The organism is Anaerorhabdus sp. (genome assembly GCF_036641015.1).
In the GTDB taxonomy this organism is placed as follows: domain Bacteria; phylum Bacillota_I; class Bacilli_A; order Erysipelotrichales; family Erysipelotrichaceae; genus Anaerorhabdus.
Genome location: NZ_JAVWFO010000002.1, coordinates 1 through 22,156, shown reverse-complemented (window position 1 = coordinate 22,156; position 22,156 = coordinate 1). Strand labels below are relative to the sequence as shown.

The following is a 22,156-nucleotide window of genomic DNA, read 5'->3' as shown; positions in this document are numbered from 1 at the left end:
TTTATTTACTCCAACGAGCAAATTCTTCATCTGTTGCTAAAACAGAATGTGTTTTAGAGAGCTCAAAAAGCTTACCTTTTGTATAATCTACTCCCTCTTTGTCCTTATCATAGACCATGGCAACACGTTTCTTTTCCACCACTGGATTAGGATGTGGTATAGCTGATAAAAGTGATTTAGTATACGGATGGATTGGATGTTGAAATATTTCATCAGTTGTACCTGTCTCCACAATGTGACCTAAATGCATAACACCTATACGATCACTAATGTATTTAACCATAGATAAATCATGGGCTATGAACAAATATGTTGTACCCAACTCATCTTGTAAATCTTTCATAAGATTAACTACTTGAGCTTGTATAGAAACATCTAGGGCTGATATAGCTTCATCTGCTATTACTAACTTAGGATTCATAATTAACGCACGTGCAATCCCTATACGTTGTCTTTGACCCCCTGAAAATTGATGTGGGAAACGAGTAGCATGTTCTTTTGATAATCCAACACGTTCAAGTATTGCATCAACTTTATCATTAAGATCTTTTTGATCTTTATAAAGATGATTAATCTCTAAGCCTTGTGCTATTATTTCTTTTACCTTTTTTCTAGGATTTAAGCATGCCATTGGATCTTGGAAAATCATTTGCATATTAATTCGTAAATGTTTCTCTTCATCACTACTTAATTTACCACTGATTTTCTTTCCATCGAATATTACTTCACCATCCGTTGGATTATACAAACGGATAATCGAACGGCCAGTAGTTGACTTCCCTGATCCTGATTCACCTACTAGTCCATAAGTCTCTCCAGGATAAATACAGAAACTAATACCATCTACTGCTTTCGTTGTATATTTTCTACTAATCTTGAAATATTGTTTTAGATTCTTTACCTCTAATAAAGGAGTAATGTTATCCATTAGCTAAATCCTCCTTCTTCATTTTTTCAATTCTAATACGTAATTGTTCAGGCATCTCAACTTTAGGTGCTCTTGGATCACACAGCCAACTGCATACACGGTGTTGTCCACCAACATCAAAGATTGGAGGTTCTTCTTCAAAATCTATTTTTAGTGCAAATGGATTTCTAGGAGCAAATGCATCTCCTTTAATCTTTTCTAATAAATTGGGTGGTGTTCCTGGTATCGCAAATAAGCGATGGCTATCTGTATCAATATCAGGCATACTACTTAATAGCCCCCATGTATATGGATGACGTGGATCATAGAAAACCTCATTAATATTTCCTTTTTCTACAATCTTACCTGCATACATAACAGCTACATAATCCGCTACTTTTGCTACTACCCCTAAATCATGAGTAATATAAATTACCGAGATATTTTTTTCTGCTTGTACAGCTTTTATTAATTCTAAGATTTTTGCTTGAATAGTAACATCTAATGCTGTTGTTGGTTCATCACAAATCAAGATATCTGGATTACATGATAATGCAATAGCAATAACAACACGTTGTCTCATACCTCCTGATAATTGATGTGGATATTGATTAATTCTTTTCTCAGGTGATTCGATTCCAACATATTCTAGTAGTTTAAGAGCTCTATCTTTAGCTTCTTCTTTAGATATTTTTTCATGTTCAATCATACCTTCCATGATTTGTTTACCAATAGTCATAGTTGGATCAAGTGATGTCATTGGATCTTGGAATACCATTGCAATTTTTTTACCGCAAATTTGGTAACGAATTTGTTTTGGACTCATTTGTACTAGGTCTACTGATTTTTCATTACCTTCTTTATCTTTATAGTTAAAGATGATTGATCCCTCATCAACTTTACCATTACTACTTAAAATACCCATAATAGCTTTTACAGTTACTGATTTACCAGATCCAGATTCACCTACTATCGCAATCGTTTCTCCTCGAAATAAATCTAAACGAACTCCACGAATAGCATTTACTACTCCTGAACCTGTTTCAAACGAAATACTTAAATCACGAATCGATAATACACGATCTTTTTTATTCTTTTTCTCTGTCATATCGATTCCTCCTACATTTGTTTCATTTTTGGGTCAAATGCATCTCGTAACCCATCAGCAAATAAATTTAAACTAAGCATCAATAACGCTAACACAACAATTGCACTCATCATCATATGTGGATATATTGTCATTGATTTATATCCCTCAGCTATTAATGATCCAAGTGATGCCATAGGTCCGGGTACTCCTAGACCAACGAATGATAAGAATGCTTCTGTAAATATCGCATTGGGAATTGAGAACATACTCATAATAATAATTTGACCAAATATATTAGGTAAAATATCTTTGAATATAATCGCAAAGTTTTTAGCACCTAAAGTTTTAGACGCTAATATAAATTCTTGTTCTTTTAGTTTAAGAACTTGCGCACGCGCAATTCGACTCATTCCAATCCACCCTGTTATCATTAAGGCGAAGATAATTGAGGTAATACCTTGTGGTAATACAAGTCCTAATAATGTAACAACTACAAGTGTTGGAATTCCATTTAATATTTCTGCAAATCGTTGCATAACCATATCAACTTTCCCACCGAAATATCCTGAAATTAATCCATAAACCATTCCAATAAATATATCAATAAATACTGCTGTAACAGCAATCATTAATGAGATACGAGTTCCTTCCCACACACGTGTAAAGATATCGCGTCCTTGTGTATCAGCACCAAACCAATAATATATATCTTGAAATCCTTTTTCGATATACATATTCTTGCCATGAAATGATCCATCAAAAATTCCAAAGTTTTCTATAAATGGAATTCTTGGAGTAAGTGATTGATGTTGAATAATAATTGATTTATAGGTATGTTCATTTAAATAAGGGCCAATAATTGCCATTACAATTATTAAGATAATTATTATTCCACCAATAACTGCACCTTTATTTTTAATAAAATGTGACCATACATCTTTTGCATATGATGATGTATTATAAGTTTTATCTATTATTTTTTCATTACTCTCATGAGCAAACGTGAAATCATCTTCCTTAAAATCAATATCTTTGATTTGAGTCATACTATGATCCCTCCTTTGCTACACGAATTCTTGGATCTATTACTCCATATAAAATATCAACAATTAACATTGTGAATATATACAATGCTGAGTAGATAAAAGCACATGCAATAACAACATTGTAATCATTATATTGAATAGCGAGCACCATTAAACTTCCAAGTCCTGGTATACCAAATATCTTTTCTACAACCATTGAACCTGTAAGTAATCCTACAAGTAATGGTCCCATAACAGTGATAATAGGAATAAGCGCATTTCTTAAAGCATGTTTAATAATTAATTTCCATTCTTTGATACCTTTTGATTGTGCTAATTGAATATAATCCGATCCTAATACATCAATCATTTCAGATCGCGTAAAACGCGCAACATTTGCTATTGTAAACAATGATAATGCAATTGTTGGCAATACTGACGATTGTTCTGGTATTGCAGGGTTATATAAAATTGGGAACAATCCCATTTTATATCCCACAAAATAAGCTAATCCTAGTGCAAATACATAAGATGGAACACTTACCCCTATAATTGATATTACCGAACACAAGGTGTCTATCCATGTATTGTGTTTTAAAGCAGCAATAATTCCTAGAACCAATCCAATTACACTTCCAAGAATCATGGCTTGTAACCCTATTCTAATCGTAACAAATAAACGATCTGTTACCATTGAAGTTACCGCAAAGTTTTTATTAATAACGTATGAAACTCCTAAATCTCCTTTTAACATATTTCCTGCATAATTAAAGAAGCGTACAAAGAATGGTTGGTCTAAACCATATTTTGCATTCAATAGAATACGTTGAGCTTCTGTTAATTTTTCATCATTAAAAGGTGATCCAGGCATGAATTCTAACATCAAAAACAGTACAAATAATATAACAATTAATGTAGCTAAACTTATTAATACTCGTTTTAATATATATTTACTCATATCCCTGCCCCTTTCTTTAATTTAAATGAATAGAGCGAGAAACCTCGCTCTATTCTACATAACTTTATTTTCTTGCCATATGACGGTAGCTATCAACCCCAGCGCTATGGAATTCAACTCCAGTAACGTTTGGATTAATCATCATTGCTCCACCATTTTGGTAAACTGGAATTACACCAGCATCATCACCTACTAATACTTTTTCTGCTTGTACTAGTAAATCCCAACGAGCTTGAGAATCCTTTGCAGATTCACCTTGTGTAGCTTCAAGAACTAAATCTTGATATGCTTGACTTTCATATTTACCATAGTTATTTGATGCCCCAACTAAGAATAAATCTAAATAAGTTTGAGGGTCAGCATAGTCAGGTCCCCAACGGTGTAGTGCAACTTGATATTCACCATTTTGCATCATTTGTAGACGAGTCTTTTTAGGTTTACTATCAAGGGTTACTGTAATACCTGGACAGTTTGTTTCTAAATTGTTTTGAATATATTCAGCAACTGATTTACTTGCTTCTGTATCTTCAAATAATAATGTAATTGCTGCATCTTTGCCTAATTCAGCTTTTGCTTTTTCATAGTATTCTAATGCTTTAGCAGGATCATAAGAAGTAATCTTACCAGCAGTATCACGGAACTCAGTGCCATCAGGTCCAGTAGCTAATTGAATAGGAATAATTCCATCAGCAGCAACTGATCCATCTTTTAATACATTAGCAGCAATTGTTTCACGATCAACTGCATACATCATAGCTTTTCTTAAATTAGCGTTTTGCATTTCAGGTACATCAAAATTAAGTGATAAGTACCATAAATATCCTTGTAAACGGTTTGTAAATCCTTCTTGATCTTTATACGCATCAACAAGTTCTCCATTTAATTTAACAACATCTAAGTTTCCACTTTGATATTCAAGCATTGCAGATTGAGTATCTTGGATAAATTTAAAATCGATTCCTTCAGCTTCAATAGTATCTGCTTTGAAGTAGTCATTATTCTTTGCAAATGAATAACTGTTACCTGCAGTCCAATCAGTCATAACAAATGGTCCATTGTAAATCATGTTAGCAGGTGATGTAGCATATTGATCACCTTGTGATTCATAGAACTCTTGATTCAATGGGAAGAAACTTGGGAATGCTAATAAACCAAGTAAGAAATCACATGGTGCATCCAAAGTTACTTCTAAAGTTTTATCATCAAGTGCTTTAACACCTAATTCCTCAAGTGGTAGTTCACCAGCTGCAACAGCATCTGCATTCTTAAGTGTAATAGTAGAAAGAATGAATGCATATTCACTAGCTGTTTCTTGATTAATTAAGCGTTGCCATCCATAAACAAAGTCATTAGCAGTAAGCGGTGTACCATTTGACCATTTAGCATCTGCCAAATGGAAAGTATATACTGTACCATCTTCACTAATATCCCATGTCTCAGCAATCTCAGGGATTGCCATGTTGTTTTCATCTAATTCTGTTAAACCAGAAAATGCTAAAGTTTGTGCAATAAAGGAAGTACCATCAGTAGCAATGTGATGATCCATCGTTGATAAATCTGTATCCGTAGCAACGACAATCTTGTTATTTCCTGTACCACCTGTATTTCCACCTTCAGTACCACCTTCTGTAGCCGGCTTTGATGAACATCCAGCAACGAGAGCAAATACCAGGGTAGAAACAATCAATAATTTGAGTTTCTTCATTTTTTAGTCCCCCTCTCAAAATATGTTCCAAGTATAGCCTTGTGCTTTTCCAGTGTCAAGAAAAAATGAAACATTTTACATTAATTTTGGTAAATTTTACATTATTTTCAATGAAAGTTGTTACATTTCGCTTCAAAATAAAAAATCCCACCTTTTTTAAGTGAGATTTCATCAACTAAATATTCTTTAACATTGAAGATAATTTTGGCATAAGTTGTTGTTTACGAGAAATGATATCATGGTCATAACCTGAAGTTTCATCAAACTGAGTATTCATGACATTGCTCATAATATAAGACAATGGTCCGCTGTACACGAACATTGTTCCCTCTGCCATAACATGTGTAAACATCATTACAAGCAAATCTAATTTCTTTTCTTGTACCTCTAATTCAAGATTTTTTCTGAATTCTGGAAGAATTTTTTGCAAATCTTCTATGTTATGGTAATTAGTTTGTCCAATACCTAACTTATATTTACCTATATCATAACTCTTTAAGTCACGGTTAAGTATTTGCGATGGTGTAGCTTCTATTAATGCCACTGATGCACTTAACATTTCAATCGCATATACATCAACATCAATATGAGCTAAATCCGCTAACCACATCGCTGTTTTTTTATCAAGTTCAGTAGTTGTAGCTGATTTGAAATGCAATGTATCCGAAATAATAGCACTTAATAATATCCCTGCCATCTGTTCATCAGGAGTAACACCATTTTCTTGATATAGTTGCGAAATAATCGTTGCTGTACATCCACATCGTTGATTTCGATAATAAATAGGATGGTCAGTTTCAATATTACCAATATGGTGATGATCAATAATTTCTTGAATATCTGCTTCTTCTATATTATTAATAGCTTGATTTCTTGCACTATGGTCAACGAGAATAAATTTTTTACGGCGATAATTTTGCAAATGGTAACGAGATACAGCTCCTGCAATCTTACCGTCATCGTTTAATACAGGATAACTACGGAAACGAGTATTCATCATCTTTTTAGCCACATCATCAACAAATTCATTTTCATTAAATGTCATTGCATGTGGTGTCATAATACTTCTTATTGGGAATGCTTCATTGATAACTTTAGCTACATTCATTGTATCCCAACTTGTTTGTATAATTGCACAATCGTTTTCCTTTGCTAAACGTAAAACTGAATCATCTACATCTTGACTACATGTAATGATTAAACATTTTGCTCCACCTTCAACTAATTGACGTTGCTTCAATATTCCATCAGACATAATACATATGCTTCCAACCAAATTATCGCTGAAATTATCCATATTCAATAATGTAATAATAAATACTTTACCACTCAATACAAATCCACTAGCTTGATGAACAATTGAGCCATTTACAGTTTTAGATATAGATTCTTGGTTGGTTGAACGCATTAAAAATTCGATTTCCTCTGGCAACATCAAACGGGTCATTGCTAGATTCGATGTAGATAATATCCCTACTAAATCTTCCTTATCATTTACAACTACAAGACTTCTATTACTAGCTCCAAGCATTTCACTCCAAGCTTCATTCATCGTATTGTATTCATTAATCAAATTTGCGTTATCTTTTTCAATATCTTTTAATTGACTTCTTGCATCTTTTAATAGTAAAGGATTCTCTAAATTAAATCGCTTTAATATATACTTTGTTTCGTCATTTAAAGGTCCTAATCTGCATGCAATTGCATCTTCCCCTAATTGTCGTTTTAAATTAGCATACGCCAACGCTGAACATATTGAATCTGAGTCAGGATTTTTATGTCCTACTACATATACTTTATCATCCATTGTTTTCACCTTTTCTACAGTACCTTTATTTTACTTGATATACAGTACAATTTCAAATAATTAGCAAATTAACTTGAACTTTAAAATTCATCGCGTTACACTAATTCAAGGTGATAAGAATGGAACGATTTAAAAAGGGATTAAAAAACGGTCTACCTATTGGTTTAGGATACCTTTCAGTATCATTTACATTTGGTATGGTGGCTACCGCTCAAGGTCTATCCACAATACAAGCTACACTTCTATCATTAGCTAATCTTACTTCAGCTGGTCAATTCGCAGCTATTCAATTGATGGGTGTTAATGCCCCAGTATTTGAAGTGTTTCTTACAACAATAATTATTAATTTTCGTTATGTATTGATGTCTGTGTCATTATCTCAAAAACTAGATTCTAAAATGAAATTAAGTGAAAAATGCATTGTTGCATTTGGTAATACCGACGAAATATATGCTGTTGCTCAATCACAAAGTGAACCTAATCACTTTACATATATGCTTGGATTAATGACTACCCCTATAATAGGATGGACTCTAGGAACTTTTCTTGGTGGTACTTTTAACTCATTATTACCAGCATCGTTACAATCCGCCTTTTCAATTGCACTATACGGTATGTTTATTGCCATTATTTTACCCGTTGCCAAGAAAGTTAAAACCGTTGCCTTTACTATATTAATATCAGTTGTTTTAAGTTCATTGTTCGCTTATATTCCATTCTTTAACTTTATATCTGGTGGATTTTCTATAATTCTTTGTACAATAATTGCCTCGGCAATAAGTGCTTCACTTTTCCCAGTGGAGGTAAATGAATATGAATAATTTCTTACTTTATTTACTTGTTACAGCAGGTACAACATATTTATTAAGAGTAATACCCTTAATATTTATTAAAGGTAAAATTAAAAATAAATGGATTTCAAGTTTTTTATTCTATATGCCTTATGCAGTATTAAGTGCAATGACATTCCCAGCAATTATTAATTCCACCGCATCTCCTATTTCAGCAATCGCTGGATTAATTACTGCATTAGTTCTTGCATACAAAGAAAAAGGACTCCTTACGGTAGCCCTCTATGCTTGTGCTGTTGTATTTATTGTAGAACGTTTTATCTAATAATAGAAAACACATTTTGTTTTCTTGATTCTGGTTTAGGACTTTCATTTCTTGGATACCCTACCGCTAAAGATCCTATGCATGTGTAACCATCAGGTACTCCACATGCTTTTTTTAATTTTGCATATTTAGGATTATTAAACACTTCTTTAGTAGAATGAATCCAACATGTACCTAAATCATTTAGTACTGCAGCATACATCATATTAGCGATTGCTAATGTACAGTCTTCAACTGGTGCAATAGCATCATCAGCTGCAAAGCATGCGATTACTGTAGGTGCATTATAATAAGGTGCTTCCTCAATACCTGTCGCAAGTAAAGCTAACTCCTGTATAACCTCTTCTTTTTGAATTACAGTAAAAAACCACGCTTGCTCATTCATTGCGCTTGCTGCTAATTGAGCTGCTTCAAGCATTTCATGCAAATCTACATTTGAGATTTGTCTTGGTTCAAAACTTCTTATACTTCTACGTGTTTCAAATATTGCTTTTCTTAAATCATCCATACATAACCTCCTAATAAGTCAATATCTCAGAACCCTCTTCAGTTATTAAAATCATATGTTCAACTTGTGCTGATGGCTTTCCATCTGCTGTATAGATTGTCCAACCGTTATAACGATCTACAACTACATTTGCCCCACCAGTATTAATCATCGGTTCAATAGTAAATATCATACCTGGTACAAGTAACATTCCTGTTCCTTTTTTACCAATATGAGAAATAAATGGATCTTCATGGAATTCTATTCCTATCCCATGCCCACCTAACTCTCTAACAACAGAGTATCCATGTTGATGAGCATACTTGCTTATAGCTTCTCCTATGTCACCAACAAAGCCCCAAGGTTTTGCTGCTTCAATACCTATTTTCAAGCATTCCTTTGTAACATCTACTAGTTTCTGTTTTTCTGGGCTTACCTCACCAATACAAAACATTCTTGATGCATCACTAAAGTATCCATCTAATATAGTTGAAACATCGACATTAACTATATCGCCATTTTGTAATTTTTTGATTCTACTAGGTATACCATGACAAACTTCTTCATTAATGGAAGTACACACACTTTTTGGGTATCCTTGATATTGATATGGTGCACAAATTGCTCCATTATCTTTTGTAAATTCAGATACTAATACATCAATTTCTTCTGTACTCATTCCTTCATGTATATGTTTTGCTACATGATCAAGTACTGCCGTGTTTATCTTTGCACTTTCTCTTATCTTTTCTATTTGTGCCGGTGTTTTTATTAAACTACGAGGAGGAACTTCACATCCTCTTTTACGATACATCTCAATCTTTTCGTCTATATGTTTATGGCACTCATCATAAGGCTTACCACTACCACACCAACACATGTCTTTGTCTTCCACAACTTCTACCTCTCAATCTTATATTGATAACCAGCTCCACGTACTAAATGAGAGCTAAAATATTTTTCTAATGCTGTAATCATCATTTCTGTATCTTTTGTTCCTGCTGTTTCTAATGCTGAATGCATTGCTAATTGTGCACAACCAATATCAACCGACAGGATACTTACATGAGAAGTACTGATAGCACCTAATGTTCCACCACCTCGTTCATCAGAACGATTTGTAAATGTTTGAAATTTCACTGAATCATCTTTACACATTTCTCTAAAAATTGCTGCTGATAATCCATCTGTACTATAGCTTTGATTTGCATTATATTTTAATACAATACCCTCATTAATTGATACAACATTAGTTGGATCTGCTTTCTCTGGATGATTTGGATGAATAGAATGAGCATTATCTGCCGATACAATTATACTAGATGCTAACGCTGTTTGTAGATTCTCTTCATTAAGTCCAAGACCTGCATTAATACGCTTAATATTATCCATCAAGAAAGTAGAATCAGCACCTTGTTTTGTACCACTACCTACCTCTTCATTATCGAAACAACAATAAACCGAAATTGTATCCTCATGTCCACCTTGTAAGAAACCTTGTAATGTTGTATAAGCACATTGCAAATCATCCAAATGATTCACTGATACAAACTCTTTATTATCACCCCACACATAACCATTATCAACAGGGTATAAAAATAAATCAGTATCTAAGATATCTTCTTTATTTACATTACAGTTTGATGCAATGATATCCATTAAATCAAAGTCTTTGTTTTTAGATAACATTGGTAATAAATCAATTTGTGGATTTAACTTAACCCCTTCATTGACACCACGATTCATATGAATAGCAAGATTAGGAATTAAACAAACTGGTTCTTTAATAAAAACTAGTTTTAATGCAATTCCATTTTCTTCTTTAACCAATACTCTTCCCGCAACACTTAACAAACGATCTAGCCAAGTATTGAAAATAGGACCACCATATACTTCAGTATTGATTACTTCAAATCCACTATTATTCTTTTTGTTTTTTGGTTTAAGTTTAAATGATGGAGCATCACTGTGTGAAGCTACTATTTGATAATTCAAATCATTTAAGCGTTGGCCTACTTTAAACGCAAGTATACTCGAATAATTTCTTGTTACAAAATACTTCTTTCCTTTTTCAATATGATAAGATTCGTTTTCATTTAGTTCAATAAACCCCTCTTTTTCCAATTCTTTTTTTATTGTATCCACCGCTTGATAACAAGTCGGTGAAGATTGAATAAACGTTAACATCTCTTGTATTTTATCCATATACCAAAACCCCTTTTCTATTAAGACTATTTTACACTAATCAGCATTTTATTAAAATGATAATCAATTAGTTTATTTATTAGTACTACCAAATCCACCATTTCTAATACCATCAGCAGCATCATCAATTGTTATACCAAACGGTACAAATATACCTTGAACTATAGCATTACCTTGCTTCAAATCTATTGATAACCCTTCATCGTTATCATTAACCATTGACATAAACATATGTCCTTCATTATCAGAATTATAATAATCTGAATCAATAATTCCAACTGTATTGCTAAGCTTTAACCCATACTTAAAACCTAAACTACTTCTTGGAAATAATTGTAGTACCCAACCCTCATTAATCCTTACACGTATACCTGTAGGTATTTTAATTTTTTCTTTAGGTTTAAAAAGATAATCAATTGGCAAAAAGAAATCATATCCTGCTGATCCTTTAGTAGCTCTTTGAGGAAGTTTAATCTTCTCATAAATTTCTTTTATTTTCTCATCACTATCTTGATACAAAGTTTGCCAATCTTTTTTAAACTGCACAAAACTTACTTTCTCAAACATTGCTACTTTATTCATAGTTCCTGCCATTTTAACTCCATCCCTTTACTAGTTATAATCCATAACGCTATTGCCGTTTCATACCCAAATACATTAAGAATCAAATGTAGTGGTATCTTACTTGTTTCTGGATATAATAAACAATGTAATAACTTGCAAATTATATCTTTTTTACTTAAGTTAGTTAACGCACTTACTAATTCCTTAACATTTAATTCTGGTAACACTTCATAATTCGAATTAAATGGTGCTTCAAATTCTTTATGAATATTCATTATTACATCATCTGTTTTATATAATTCATATGGACTCATTTGCATTATCGACATAATATCATCCATTAATGCATAATTCATTTCTTTAATTGTTAAATAACTACGATTATTATTTCTACATAATCGGGTTGATACAGCATCTTCATCTGATACTAAAGCTGATTTACTTAACTTATGATCAAAGATTAGTAGTTTTAAATAAAAGCTATTAAACATATCAGGTACTTCACTCAATGGATAAAAAGTATATCGTACACCATCTAATTTCTTAAATGCTTTCATTGTATCAAAATATCCTAATAGTATATTTTGGGTAATGTGTTTTGGATCAAAATCTAAAAATGATCCTAACGAAAAACTTGGACGAATATAAAGTATATTTGGCTTATTTACAAATTGCTTATGAATTGGTTTATCATCTAAATCAACCGCAATAACTTCATCTGCACCTAAACGCAACGCTAATTCTATTGGAAGGTTGTCATAATATCCACCATCAATAAATAAGTAATCATTTAACTCACATTTAGGAAATGCTGGGTAACATGATGCACTCGCTAATAAATATTTCTCACCATTGCCATCTCTCATTATTTCTTTAGTTATATAGTGATGCTTTAATGATGGAAACTCTACTGTAACTAACCCATAATCTATATTAGAAGATAAAAATTTCTCTTCATTATAATACTCATGAATCATTTCTTTAAATGGTGTAATGTCTGCACCTTTTTCTTGCATATATTTCTTAAAAAACGATGTTACACGGTTTGATTCTTTTAAAAATTCATCGATATTTAATTTTATTGGAATTTGATTTGCTAGTACCCTTGAATAATTCATTTGCTTCCACAATTCTATTAAACGATCTTCTTCATGTTGTACAAGTAGTGCTCCATTTAAAGATCCTATCGAAGTTCCAGTAACAATGTCATACTTAATTCCTAACTCTTGAATAGCCTTCACAAATCCCGCTTGATAAGCACCTTTAGTTCCGCCACCTGCCAACGCAATTGCCTTTTTCATTGTATACACCTCTTATTAATATTATACAATAGTATCAATGTTTAGTCATAATAAAAGCCTATATCTTATGACATAGACTTGTATTTAAAATAGTAATTCATTAATTTATTGCTTGTGTTAAACTTTCTTTTTTAGCTAATTTCTTTTGATTTTGTTTATAGATAAATCCTGTAATAGCTGGAGTTAAGAAAGAAGTAATAATTACTGATGCAGCAATTTGAGAAGTCGCAATTGGTGCAATTGCAAGATATGCAGCATCTACTTCTGCCAATGCAGCTGGATTAGCAATTGCACTTGCAGCAGTACTTGAAATAGCCGCTCCTGCCACACCACTACCACCAGTTACTTTATCCATTACAATTGTAATAATACCAACTACAACTGAAGTAATTACTCCTAATAGAATTCCAGAAAGTCCTCCTTGGAATAATTGAACAATACTCATGTTAGCTCCTAATGCAAAACCAACAACGATGATTGAACCAGTTACACAACTTGAAAGTGCCTTCTTAAGGAAGGGGAAACAACTACCAAGTACTAGACCTAGGATAAGAGGAAGAATTGATCCAATAATTGGTCCTATCGAAATACTTGCCAAGCCTGCACTACTAAGCACAATCATCGTTACTGTAGGTCCTACACTTAGTGAAGTAATCGCAACAGCACCTTTGTCGCTATCATCACCAAATTGTGCAGTAATACCTGAATATAAAGCATTATTGGCTACTGAAATACCACCAATAACAGCTAGAGATGATAAACCTAAGAAACTATCATTGAAAATAAAGGCAATTGCTAAACCAATAGCTACAGCAACAGCAATTTTTGTAATAATAATTACAGCACCTTTTTTAACTGCTTTAGGTGTACTTTTAATATCTAAACTAGCACCTAGGAAGAATAAGAAGACACCTACTAGGGCCCCTGTACCACTTTTAACACTTGTGAAAAATCCGCCAATGTTTAAAATTTGAGGAACAAAGGAATTAAGCAACACACCAATAATCATCGGATATACAATCGTATCTCCTGGTATTCTTGGAATTTTAAAGTTTTTCATATGTTCACCTAGTCTAATACTATTCCGCCATCACAATCGCCAATTTCGCCATTTACGAAACTTGCAGCATCTGATGCAAAGAATAAAATCATTTGAGCAATTTCAACTGGTTCAGCAGCACGTCCTAATGGAATCATACTAATTACTTTTGCATTCTTTTCTGCATCTGCTTGTAAACTTGTTGTCATACTAGTATGTGTAAATGATGGACATACAGCATTACAACTAATACCATATTTACCACCTTCTTTAGCGATAGCTTTAGTTAAACCATTAACGCCAGCTTTACTACTTGCGTATGCAGCAGTACCTAATAAACCACCACCAATTTTACCAGCAACAGATGATATATTAACGATTCTACCTTTTCCTTTATCTTTGAAGTAAGGGAATATTTCACTACACGTAGCAAAAGTACCTGTTAAATTAATACGAATTGTTCTTTCCCATTCTTCATCAGAGATATTTTCAAATGAATTCTTACTAATAACTCCACCACAGTTAATCAATACATCAACATGGTCTAAATCTTTAAGAATCTTACCAATAACTTCTCTTATATTTTTACTATCACCTAAATCAATTTTGTAAAAATATGCTGAATCACCAAATTCATTTTTAGTTGCATTTCCAATTTCTTCATTGATATCACAAATTACAACTTTTCCACCGCCATTAATAACTCCTTTAGCAGTTTCTTTACCAATACCTTGTGCAGCTCCTGTAATAATGGCTACTTTGTTGCTAAAATCAAACATGTTTTGTCCTCCTTAAATTGTACAATCATTTGATATTTAAATCACAAATTGATTATATGTTAGTTGTTAATTAATTAACATGTTTATCTAGCATAAGAATTAGTGTATAATTTGTGCTAACAGCACAAGGAGCTAAAACTATGAAATTAAGTAAAAAGGATCAATTAATTGAAGCTGCAATTAAGGGAGAAGACTTTGGTGAGTTAGTAAACATTGCATCCCATCTTCTTAATAACCCACTTGTTATCATCAGCAATTCATATAATATAATTGCTTATTCAAAGACATTTACAGTAGATGATAGTGCTTGGACAAATGCTACCAAAAGAGGATATATCACCTTAGAATTTGGTGCTACACTAAACAATTGGAATCAACATGTTGACCACACCAAACACATCGATTGCATTACCGTAACAGAAATCAGCAAATACACTCGACGTTTTCTTAAAATGATATATAAAGGAAAAATAATGGGTTACTTAAATATAACCGATGTTAACGATTGTTTAGACAAAGTAGATAACTCATTATATCTATTAGTAGCAAGTCTATTAGCAAAAGAAATCGCCTTTAATCATCGTGATTATACTAATCATGCCGCAACTTTCGAAGAAATATTATTTGAGTTATCAAATGATTCCTTCATTAATAAACTACACTTTATCGACCGCGTATCTAGTTGTAATGTAAATATTCAAACTCAATATCAAGTTGCCTGTGTTGATTTAAAACATTTTACATCCTATAACGCAAGGGAAGACAATTTTAAAAATGAAATCTTATCATTCTTTCCAAAGTCAACAATCATCATCAATAATCAATTATTAATAATATTAATAGATTTAGCCAAAATAAAAGATTCTTTATATAACAAAAAATTAGATAGTTATCTAAATAAAAAAGAATTAATTATGGGTGTAAGCGATACTTTTCATGACTTATACGAATTTAAGCATTATATAAAAGAAGCAAAATCATCTATCTATTTCCGTAAATTCTTACTAAAAAAAGAATCTATTATTTACTATGATCAAATTAAGCAGTTTGACCTATTAAGCAAATTTGACATCAGTGAATTACCGTACTATTGCAACCAAAAACTCTATCATCTATACACCCAAGAGAAAGAAGAAGACACTGAATATATCAAAACTCTTCGAACTTATTTAGAGTTTAATCACAGTGTCAAGGAAACTGCAGAGGTCTTATTTATTCACAGAAACACTGTTAATTACCGTATACAAAGAATCAAAGAACTGCTCGAAATAGAAATCAGTGATAGCCACTTAACCAATGAATTATTATTTTCATGTGCTATATTACAAATCATTGAAGACAAGTATAATCTTGATTAAAATCACTACAATTGCATATTTAAGCCACTAGTAATAATATAAAAATAGAAAGCAAGATTAGGTATCATTATGAAAGATACATTGTTTATTTTATCTATATTTATAGCCTTTGTTTTAGTTTTTTACTACTTGGCACATCGCTACCCTACCGCAAAAAAATTATTTGCATACTTCTCGGTAGCTATACTTGTGACCTACATTTTTTGGCGTGGATTTTTCACTTTGCCATTTAATTCTCCAATATCAATCTTTGTTGGAATTATCTTCTTTATAGCGGAACTTATAGGATTAATTGTATTTTCTCTTTTCATTTTATTAATCCATGATTATTCACCTATATGCACAACTAATATATACGTAGATACAAGTTTCACACCAAGCGTGGATTTCTTTATATGCACATATAATGAAGATATCCGACTTGTACTGGCAACCGCTAATATCGCAAAAGTATTACCATATCCAAATAAAAAAATATTTATATGTGATGATGGACATCGTTCTGAACTTGAATCATTATGTAGTAAATTTGGCTTTTACTATATTTCAAGACCTACAAATGAACATGGTAAAGCTGGAAATATTAACTATGCATTAAGTAAAACAAACGGCGAATTCTTTGTTGTTTTAGATGCCGACTTCATGGTCAAAGAGAATTTTATGTTCCGTGCTATTACAAAATTTAAAGATGAAAATGTTGCATTGGTACAATATCCTCAAGCATTTTACAATAAAGATCCTTTCCAACTTATGAATAGTTCTTTATATAATGAGCAAGAATTATTTATGCGTTTTTTTGAACCTGCATTAGCTAGAAACAATGCTTTAATTCATATTGGAACAAATTCTATTATGAGAAGAAGCGCCATTGAAAAAATTGGTGGCATTCCTACCGATAGTATTACCGAAGATATGGCAACAGGGTTATTACTTCAAGAAAATGGATTTAAGACTATTTATATCAATGAAGTATATGCATTAGGTATTACTCCTTATAATGTCCATGAATTAGCAGCACAACGCCAAAGATGGGCAAGAGGTGCTATGCAAGTATTTAGACACCATAGTCCATTTAAGATGAAAGGGTTATCTATTAAACAAAAGTTATGTTATTATAATGCATTATTCTACTGGTTAACCTCATTCCAAAAACTAATATACATGATTGTTCCATCACTATTCTTAATATTTGGTATATTCATTGTAAATTCAAATTTGAAATCATTCTTATTATTTTTTATACCACCTTTGTTGTTAATTACACTTTCATTTAGATTATATATACCTAACATAAGAACATTATCTACTTCTCATATTTATGATAGTTTTGTAGCTCCTATTCACGCTAGCGCAATAATTAAAGAATTATTTATACACGAAAAAGTATTTAAAGTAACTAAAAAAGAAGTATCTTATGACACTAAATTTGATTACAAAACAGTAATGCCACATATTATATTAACTATATGGTTAATTATTGCCGTTATCATTGGATTAATAAAAGTATTTAGCGGTTCAGCATATTCATTAGGATTAATATTATCAATTGGATGGTCTATATTCAATCTATATGGATTAATATTTGCTATTTCAGCCGCTAAAACTAGAGAAGTCATTAATGATGCCGATGCATTAAGCATCATAATCGACGAATCCGTATCATACAATGACCAAGTTTTCAAAATAAACCGCTTTAACTATAATGGTTTTAGAATGTGTGATCTTGATCAAAATACATCATCGATGTTCAAACTTAACGATATATATATTTTCGAAATATTAAATTATAATATCAAAATATCTGCACGATGCATCTCATTAAACGGATCAAATGCTGTTTTCACATTTGAAAACTTAAACCCAGAAGAAGCTGATAAATTATCTAAGTTTTACAGCATGAAATTATATACTCATAAGCCAGTTAATTTTTGCGAACAATATACCGAATAACTGACCTACACAAAAGGATGAACTAGTATCTTCGATACCAATTCATCCTACTTTTTTATATTACCTGCTAAATACAACCACATTAGATGAATTAGCAAATCATTAATTAGAACCTGTGTTCAACACAGACTATTATTTATACATATCTACTTTTGCATCTTTATATATCGAATTATTTTAATTTTTAACAAGATACATCAACAAATTCTTAAAACTATAAATCCCAAGAATATCCGCCTTCTATTGAGTAATACGCTGTATTTAGTTGTGTTTGAGATGCTTGCGTTATTGTCCACTGATTGTATTTAAGTAAATCGTCTATTAAAACTTTTGCCATATAAATTTCTCCTTTTTCATTGTAATTTTCGCGCTACTTCTTACATGAATAATATACAATTAATTATTATTAACTTCTTACTAGTTCCTCACTGAATCTAGCATTTAATCACATATGATAGTTCATTTGAAAATTTTATTTAAATATATAATATCTACTAATGAAATACAGAAATATGAATTGAGATATCTTTATATTGATTTATGACTATGTTAATATAAATAAAAGAGGTAAACTTAATGAAATTTCTATTAATTATGTTACTGTTACTTACTTCATGTTCAACAAATGTAAAGAACAATCCAGAAAAAACCCCTATACCATCACCAGATATTCTTGAAGCAACTCCTACACCTACTTTTGAACCTACTCATATTTTTGATAGTCTTAATGAAGATCCTATTCAGTACTATGTTAACCTAAACAAATATAACTGGGTTAAAGAAATTGAAACAAACATTTTCCTTATCTATAAAGGTCCTGATGACTATGAAGTATTGAATTTAAATGAATTCAAACTCGTAAAATATTTTGGTGATTTAGAATTGGGACGATTTTTGGAAGTATTTGATTTTAAAGAAAACTATCTTTCGTTCAATGGATGTACATACTATTATTTAACAAATGTTTATGATGGTGATAACTGTGGTAATGAGAAAATCAAAAAAAGGTATGGTTACAGTACCGCTCACAGTATAATTCATAACTTTTTAGTTGAATACTATTATGAATACAATGAAGTGATGCTATCTTGTTTTGATCAAAGTACTTGTGATTTCCAAAAGTCTTTCCCCACTGATATTTTAGTGAAATATCTTGAAACAACAGTAAAATATATCGAAAATAATTATACTCTTCAACAAACGAACAAAGAAGACTCATTTTATTCTAATATCTTGGATCAATACCGCAATTAGCAACATTGAAATTATCAAATGTTGAACTTGTTTTAGATGTGCGTAATGTGCGTCATTAATGAGCTCCTTTTTAATGTTCTACAGAAAGATTACATGATGACATTATCATATGGATTTACTTTTCCGGTATATTTCAATAATTTTTTATTAATTAAAATTGACTTTATTTCATTAAAATATTGATAAATAATTATCTTTTTTTTCATATTTTCTTACGTAATTTAGGTATTAAAAAAGATCATCTATTAAGAGATGCTCCTGCTTTCTTAGATATTTTGATCCAAGATTTTACCAAGTCTGAAATCATAGAATTTATTCCTATTGCTTCAATGCTAGTTAAATACAAAGAATATATTCTCAACTCATTTCATACTGTACTTAACCGAAGAATAAGTAATGGACCTATGGAAAATATGAATGGTAGGATCGATAAGATTGAGCTTGTTTCTAATGGAGTTCGCAATTTTCAAAGACTTAGATGCCGTGCTCTCTACTGTTTCAATAAAACAATTAATTTCTCATTAAATAGCGAGTGTCATTCCAAGAAAATCAAAATAGATCCTAGAGGTCCTTATAAGAAATAATCTGTTTGGTGTTCGATCGAGTAGGGGGTAGATAATTAATTTATCTACCGACCTCTCACACCACCGTGCATGCCGTTCGGCACACGGCGGTTCAAATTTACACTAAAATATGTTTCAACTGATACTGGTCTAGTAGCGATACTAGTCCTTTTTGTTTTAGCCGTTGGTTGGTTACAGAGCGTGTCATAATAATTGATTTCGCTACTCTTGCATATTCTTTTCGAGTATTTGCCCACTCCCATGCTTTTCTTTTGGGTATCCCTAGTTTCACTAAAGCTTTTAATTTTGTTGATATCTTTTTCCACTGCTTCCATATGCACATTCGTAATCGAAATCTTATCCAATTATCAATTTTTACACATTTCATTTTGATGTTCACAATACGATAATAATTTACCCATCCAACGATTATCTGCTTAATTTTAAGTAATCGATATTCCATGCTCACTGACCAACTTCGTGATGTTAATGCTTTAAGTTTTACTTTTAGTTTTTGTACTGATTTTTCATGCGGAAGTGCTTTATACATATTTGAATACTTATCTTTATAAAACCCAAATCCTAAATATTTAATTTCAGTTGGTTTGCTTACTTTACTTTTTGTCATATTGACTTTTAGTTTCAGTTTCTTTTCTATAAAGGCACTCACACTTTCCATTATTCTATCTGCTGCTTTACCACTACCAACTAATATAATGCAATCATCTGCATATCTTGTAAAACGCAATCCTCGTGCTTCAAGCTCTTTATCCAATTCATTTAGCACAACATTGCTTAGTAATGGCGACAAATTCCCTCCCTGTGGTGTTCCTATAACTGACTCTTTAAATTCATCATCAATTATTATTCCACTTACTAAAAACTTACGTATCAACGATACTATCGCTCCATCTTTTACATCTTTCATCACTAGTGAAATTAATCTGTCATGGTCTACCGTATCAAAGAACTTTTCTAAATCAATATCCACTATCCATTCAAAACCATCATTCATATATTCAAGTGCTTTTATAATCGCCATCTCACAATACTTATTTGGTCTAAAGCCATAACTTGTTTCACTAAACTTTGGCTCATAGATTGGCGTTAGTACTTGAACGATTGCCTGTTGGACAAATCTATCCATTACTGTTGGTATTCCTAGATTTCTAGTTCCTCCATCAGGTTTTGGTATTTCCACTCTTTTAACTGGACTCGGTTTGTATTTCTTTAATCGTATCTCTTCTTTGATTTCTTCCGTGTGCTCACCTAGGTAATCCTTTAAATCTTTGGTTTCCATTCCATCAATTCCTGCACTACCTTTGTTTTGCACTACTCGAAGATATGCTTGATTAAGATTTTCATCCCTTAGCATTTCTTCTATTAAACTTCTTTCAGTTGTCACACTTCGTTACCTCCATTCTTTTCGTCTTTCATCATACTAGCTTCCAGTTCTTCCTTTTCTCGTTTCCGTGGCTCTAGCTTTTTCACTTTCCCATGATTTCGTATGATGTTTCAATCACTACTTCAATAACTGATAAATCTGTTCTGTCCTTCGCTCCATTTCCATTACACACCTTTAGGTGCCCTTTATGGGGAAACTTCTACACTACTACGACTTCTGCTGACTTCTTGCATCCCACTTTTGCATCACTGCAAATATTTGGTACAGAATGCAAGACCTCCCAAGATAAGGTCAGTAATCTTTCACTCCATCCATCTGCCACATTTACTTATAACAGTACATCCGTGATATTTTGGGTTTATGTTGTTTGGCACATTCGCCCTCTGTTACAAGCCTGATGTGATTTGTATTCCTCAGACCAGAGTTTTGCCTTCATCTTCCTCCAGATTCCACCTCACGATGGACACCCTTGACTTTAGCTAGTGGTTGGCTATCACGGTGATTACCCCCACAGTGGACTTTCACCACCTAGATTTACCGCCATGCTTGGCGTACCAAAAAAAAAAAAAAAAAAAAAAGCAAAACCGTTTTGATAAGATCACTCTAAAGTAGACAATGTAAATAAATAAAACATTGACTATGA

General features: G+C 32.0%; 21 protein-coding genes. 6 read left to right on the top strand and 15 right to left on the bottom strand.

Going from position 1 to position 22,156, the window contains the following annotated elements; all coding sequences use genetic code 11:
* Position 1: 1 nt before the first annotated feature.
* The 6 genes from RR430_RS00510 to RR430_RS00485 all read right to left on the bottom strand — a co-directional run bounded on the left by RR430_RS00510 (position 2) and on the right by RR430_RS00485 (position 7,492).
* Positions 2-928 (bottom strand): ABC transporter ATP-binding protein, encoded by a 927-nt coding sequence (locus RR430_RS00510; RefSeq protein WP_332486360.1) that lies wholly within the window; start codon positions 926-928, stop codon positions 2-4.
* A complete protein-coding gene (locus tag RR430_RS00505) occupies positions 921-2,015 on the bottom strand; it encodes an ABC transporter ATP-binding protein (protein ID WP_332486361.1) in 1,095 nt (364 codons plus the stop codon). Before RR430_RS00505 ends, RR430_RS00510 begins: the two co-directional genes overlap by 8 nt.
* A gap of 11 nt (positions 2,016-2,026) precedes the next feature.
* Positions 2,027-3,043: an ABC transporter permease gene (locus RR430_RS00500; protein WP_332486363.1), complete on the bottom strand. Its 1,017-nt coding sequence runs from the start codon at positions 3,041-3,043 to the stop codon at positions 2,027-2,029.
* 1 nt (position 3,044) lies between these two features.
* On the bottom strand, positions 3,045-3,980 hold the full coding sequence (locus RR430_RS00495) for an ABC transporter permease (protein ID WP_332486365.1): 936 nt from the start codon (positions 3,978-3,980) through the stop codon (positions 3,045-3,047).
* Positions 3,981-4,044: 64 nt separating this feature from the next.
* On the bottom strand, positions 4,045-5,685 hold the full coding sequence (locus RR430_RS00490; RefSeq protein WP_332486367.1) for a peptide ABC transporter substrate-binding protein: 1,641 nt from the start codon (positions 5,683-5,685) through the stop codon (positions 4,045-4,047).
* Positions 5,686-5,860: 175 nt separating this feature from the next.
* Positions 5,861-7,492, bottom strand: coding sequence for a putative manganese-dependent inorganic diphosphatase (locus tag RR430_RS00485; protein WP_332486369.1), 1,632 nt, complete (start codon positions 7,490-7,492; stop codon positions 5,861-5,863).
* Between the two features lie 119 nt (positions 7,493-7,611).
* Here RR430_RS00485 and RR430_RS00480 point away from each other — a divergent pair, with 119 nt between their 5' ends.
* Positions 7,612-8,313: an AzlC family ABC transporter permease gene (locus RR430_RS00480; RefSeq protein ID WP_332486370.1), complete on the top strand. Its 702-nt coding sequence runs from the start codon at positions 7,612-7,614 to the stop codon at positions 8,311-8,313.
* A complete protein-coding gene (locus tag RR430_RS00475; protein ID WP_332486371.1) occupies positions 8,306-8,608 on the top strand; it encodes an AzlD domain-containing protein in 303 nt (100 codons plus the stop codon). Before RR430_RS00480 ends, RR430_RS00475 begins: the two co-directional genes overlap by 8 nt.
* Here RR430_RS00475 and RR430_RS00470 read toward each other — a convergent pair.
* From RR430_RS00470 to RR430_RS00440, 7 genes are all read right to left on the bottom strand, one after another.
* Positions 8,601-9,116, bottom strand: a complete 516-nt coding sequence (locus RR430_RS00470; RefSeq protein WP_332486373.1) for a nitroreductase family protein — start codon at positions 9,114-9,116, stop codon at positions 8,601-8,603. The two genes, RR430_RS00475 and RR430_RS00470, sit on opposite strands and share 8 nt — an antisense overlap.
* A gap of 10 nt (positions 9,117-9,126) precedes the next feature.
* On the bottom strand, positions 9,127-9,990 hold the full coding sequence (locus RR430_RS00465) for a methionyl aminopeptidase (RefSeq protein WP_332486375.1): 864 nt from the start codon (positions 9,988-9,990) through the stop codon (positions 9,127-9,129).
* A 5-nt stretch (positions 9,991-9,995) separates the two neighbouring features.
* The gene (locus tag RR430_RS00460) at positions 9,996-11,300 is read right to left on the bottom strand and encodes a M18 family aminopeptidase (protein ID WP_332486376.1); all 1,305 of its coding nucleotides are present in this window, start codon (positions 11,298-11,300) and stop codon (positions 9,996-9,998) included.
* Positions 11,301-11,372: 72 nt separating this feature from the next.
* The gene (locus RR430_RS00455) at positions 11,373-11,882 is read right to left on the bottom strand and encodes a deoxyuridine 5'-triphosphate nucleotidohydrolase (RefSeq protein WP_332486389.1); all 510 of its coding nucleotides are present in this window, start codon (positions 11,880-11,882) and stop codon (positions 11,373-11,375) included.
* Positions 11,879-13,165, bottom strand: a complete 1,287-nt coding sequence (locus tag RR430_RS00450; RefSeq protein WP_332486377.1) for a patatin-like phospholipase family protein — start codon at positions 13,163-13,165, stop codon at positions 11,879-11,881. The genes RR430_RS00455 and RR430_RS00450 overlap by 4 nt, the downstream gene beginning before the upstream one ends.
* 100 nt (positions 13,166-13,265) lie before the next feature.
* Positions 13,266-14,225 carry a 2-keto-3-deoxygluconate permease gene (locus tag RR430_RS00445; RefSeq protein ID WP_332486378.1) on the bottom strand — a complete coding sequence of 320 codons (960 nt, stop codon included), beginning with the start codon at positions 14,223-14,225 and terminating at the stop codon, positions 13,266-13,268.
* Between the two features lie 8 nt (positions 14,226-14,233).
* Positions 14,234-14,983, bottom strand: coding sequence for an SDR family NAD(P)-dependent oxidoreductase (locus tag RR430_RS00440; protein WP_332486379.1), 750 nt, complete (start codon positions 14,981-14,983; stop codon positions 14,234-14,236).
* 140 nt (positions 14,984-15,123) lie between these two features.
* On the opposite strand from RR430_RS00440, the gene RR430_RS00435 reads away from it, so the two are divergent.
* Both RR430_RS00435 and RR430_RS00430 read left to right on the top strand, forming a co-directional pair.
* Positions 15,124-16,341: a PucR family transcriptional regulator gene (locus tag RR430_RS00435; protein WP_332486380.1), complete on the top strand. Its 1,218-nt coding sequence runs from the start codon at positions 15,124-15,126 to the stop codon at positions 16,339-16,341.
* Between the two features lie 69 nt (positions 16,342-16,410).
* Positions 16,411-18,291: a glycosyltransferase gene (locus RR430_RS00430; protein WP_332486382.1), complete on the top strand. Its 1,881-nt coding sequence runs from the start codon at positions 16,411-16,413 to the stop codon at positions 18,289-18,291.
* Between the two features lie 214 nt (positions 18,292-18,505).
* On the opposite strand, the gene RR430_RS00425 is transcribed toward RR430_RS00430, so the two are convergent.
* Positions 18,506-18,628: a hypothetical protein gene (locus RR430_RS00425; RefSeq protein WP_332486383.1), complete on the bottom strand. Its 123-nt coding sequence runs from the start codon at positions 18,626-18,628 to the stop codon at positions 18,506-18,508.
* Between the two features lie 239 nt (positions 18,629-18,867).
* Here RR430_RS00425 and RR430_RS00420 point away from each other — a divergent pair, with 239 nt between their 5' ends.
* Both RR430_RS00420 and RR430_RS09285 read left to right on the top strand, forming a co-directional pair.
* Positions 18,868-19,545: a hypothetical protein gene (locus RR430_RS00420; protein WP_332486384.1), complete on the top strand. Its 678-nt coding sequence runs from the start codon at positions 18,868-18,870 to the stop codon at positions 19,543-19,545.
* Positions 19,546-19,724: 179 nt separating this feature from the next.
* Entirely contained in the window at positions 19,725-20,129 is a 405-nt protein-coding gene (locus RR430_RS09285; RefSeq protein ID WP_442879630.1) for a transposase, read from the top strand.
* A gap of 97 nt (positions 20,130-20,226) precedes the next feature.
* Here RR430_RS09285 and ltrA read toward each other — a convergent pair whose 3' ends face one another.
* Complete coding sequence (ltrA, locus tag RR430_RS00415) at positions 20,227-21,513, bottom strand: group II intron reverse transcriptase/maturase (protein WP_332508534.1); 1,287 nt, start codon at positions 21,511-21,513, stop codon at positions 20,227-20,229.
* Positions 21,514-22,156 lie beyond the last annotated feature (643 nt).

Coding starts and splice junctions, on each gene's coding strand:
- RR430_RS00510 (WP_332486360.1), bottom strand. CDS start 928: ATGGATAACATTACTCCTTTATTAGAGGTAAAGAATCTAAAACAATAT.
- RR430_RS00505 (WP_332486361.1), bottom strand. CDS start 2,015: ATGACAGAGAAAAAGAATAAAAAAGATCGTGTATTATCGATTCGTGAT.
- RR430_RS00500 (WP_332486363.1), bottom strand. CDS start 3,043: ATGACTCAAATCAAAGATATTGATTTTAAGGAAGATGATTTCACGTTT.
- RR430_RS00495 (WP_332486365.1), bottom strand. CDS start 3,980: ATGAGTAAATATATATTAAAACGAGTATTAATAAGTTTAGCTACATTA.
- RR430_RS00490 (WP_332486367.1), bottom strand. CDS start 5,685: ATGAAGAAACTCAAATTATTGATTGTTTCTACCCTGGTATTTGCTCTC.
- RR430_RS00485 (WP_332486369.1), bottom strand. CDS start 7,492: ATGGATGATAAAGTATATGTAGTAGGACATAAAAATCCTGACTCAGAT.
- RR430_RS00480 (WP_332486370.1), top strand. CDS start 7,612: ATGGAACGATTTAAAAAGGGATTAAAAAACGGTCTACCTATTGGTTTA.
- RR430_RS00475 (WP_332486371.1), top strand. CDS start 8,306: ATGAATAATTTCTTACTTTATTTACTTGTTACAGCAGGTACAACATAT.
- RR430_RS00470 (WP_332486373.1), bottom strand. CDS start 9,116: ATGGATGATTTAAGAAAAGCAATATTTGAAACACGTAGAAGTATAAGA.
- RR430_RS00460 (WP_332486376.1), bottom strand. CDS start 11,300: ATGGATAAAATACAAGAGATGTTAACGTTTATTCAATCTTCACCGACT.
- RR430_RS00455 (WP_332486389.1), bottom strand. CDS start 11,882: ATGAATAAAGTAGCAATGTTTGAGAAAGTAAGTTTTGTGCAGTTTAAA.
- RR430_RS00450 (WP_332486377.1), bottom strand. CDS start 13,165: ATGAAAAAGGCAATTGCGTTGGCAGGTGGCGGAACTAAAGGTGCTTAT.
- RR430_RS00445 (WP_332486378.1), bottom strand. CDS start 14,225: ATGAAAAACTTTAAAATTCCAAGAATACCAGGAGATACGATTGTATAT.
- RR430_RS00440 (WP_332486379.1), bottom strand. CDS start 14,983: ATGTTTGATTTTAGCAACAAAGTAGCCATTATTACAGGAGCTGCACAA.
- RR430_RS00435 (WP_332486380.1), top strand. CDS start 15,124: ATGAAATTAAGTAAAAAGGATCAATTAATTGAAGCTGCAATTAAGGGA.
- RR430_RS00430 (WP_332486382.1), top strand. CDS start 16,411: ATGAAAGATACATTGTTTATTTTATCTATATTTATAGCCTTTGTTTTA.
- RR430_RS00425 (WP_332486383.1), bottom strand. CDS start 18,628: ATGGCAAAAGTTTTAATAGACGATTTACTTAAATACAATCAGTGGACA.
- RR430_RS00420 (WP_332486384.1), top strand. CDS start 18,868: ATGAAATTTCTATTAATTATGTTACTGTTACTTACTTCATGTTCAACA.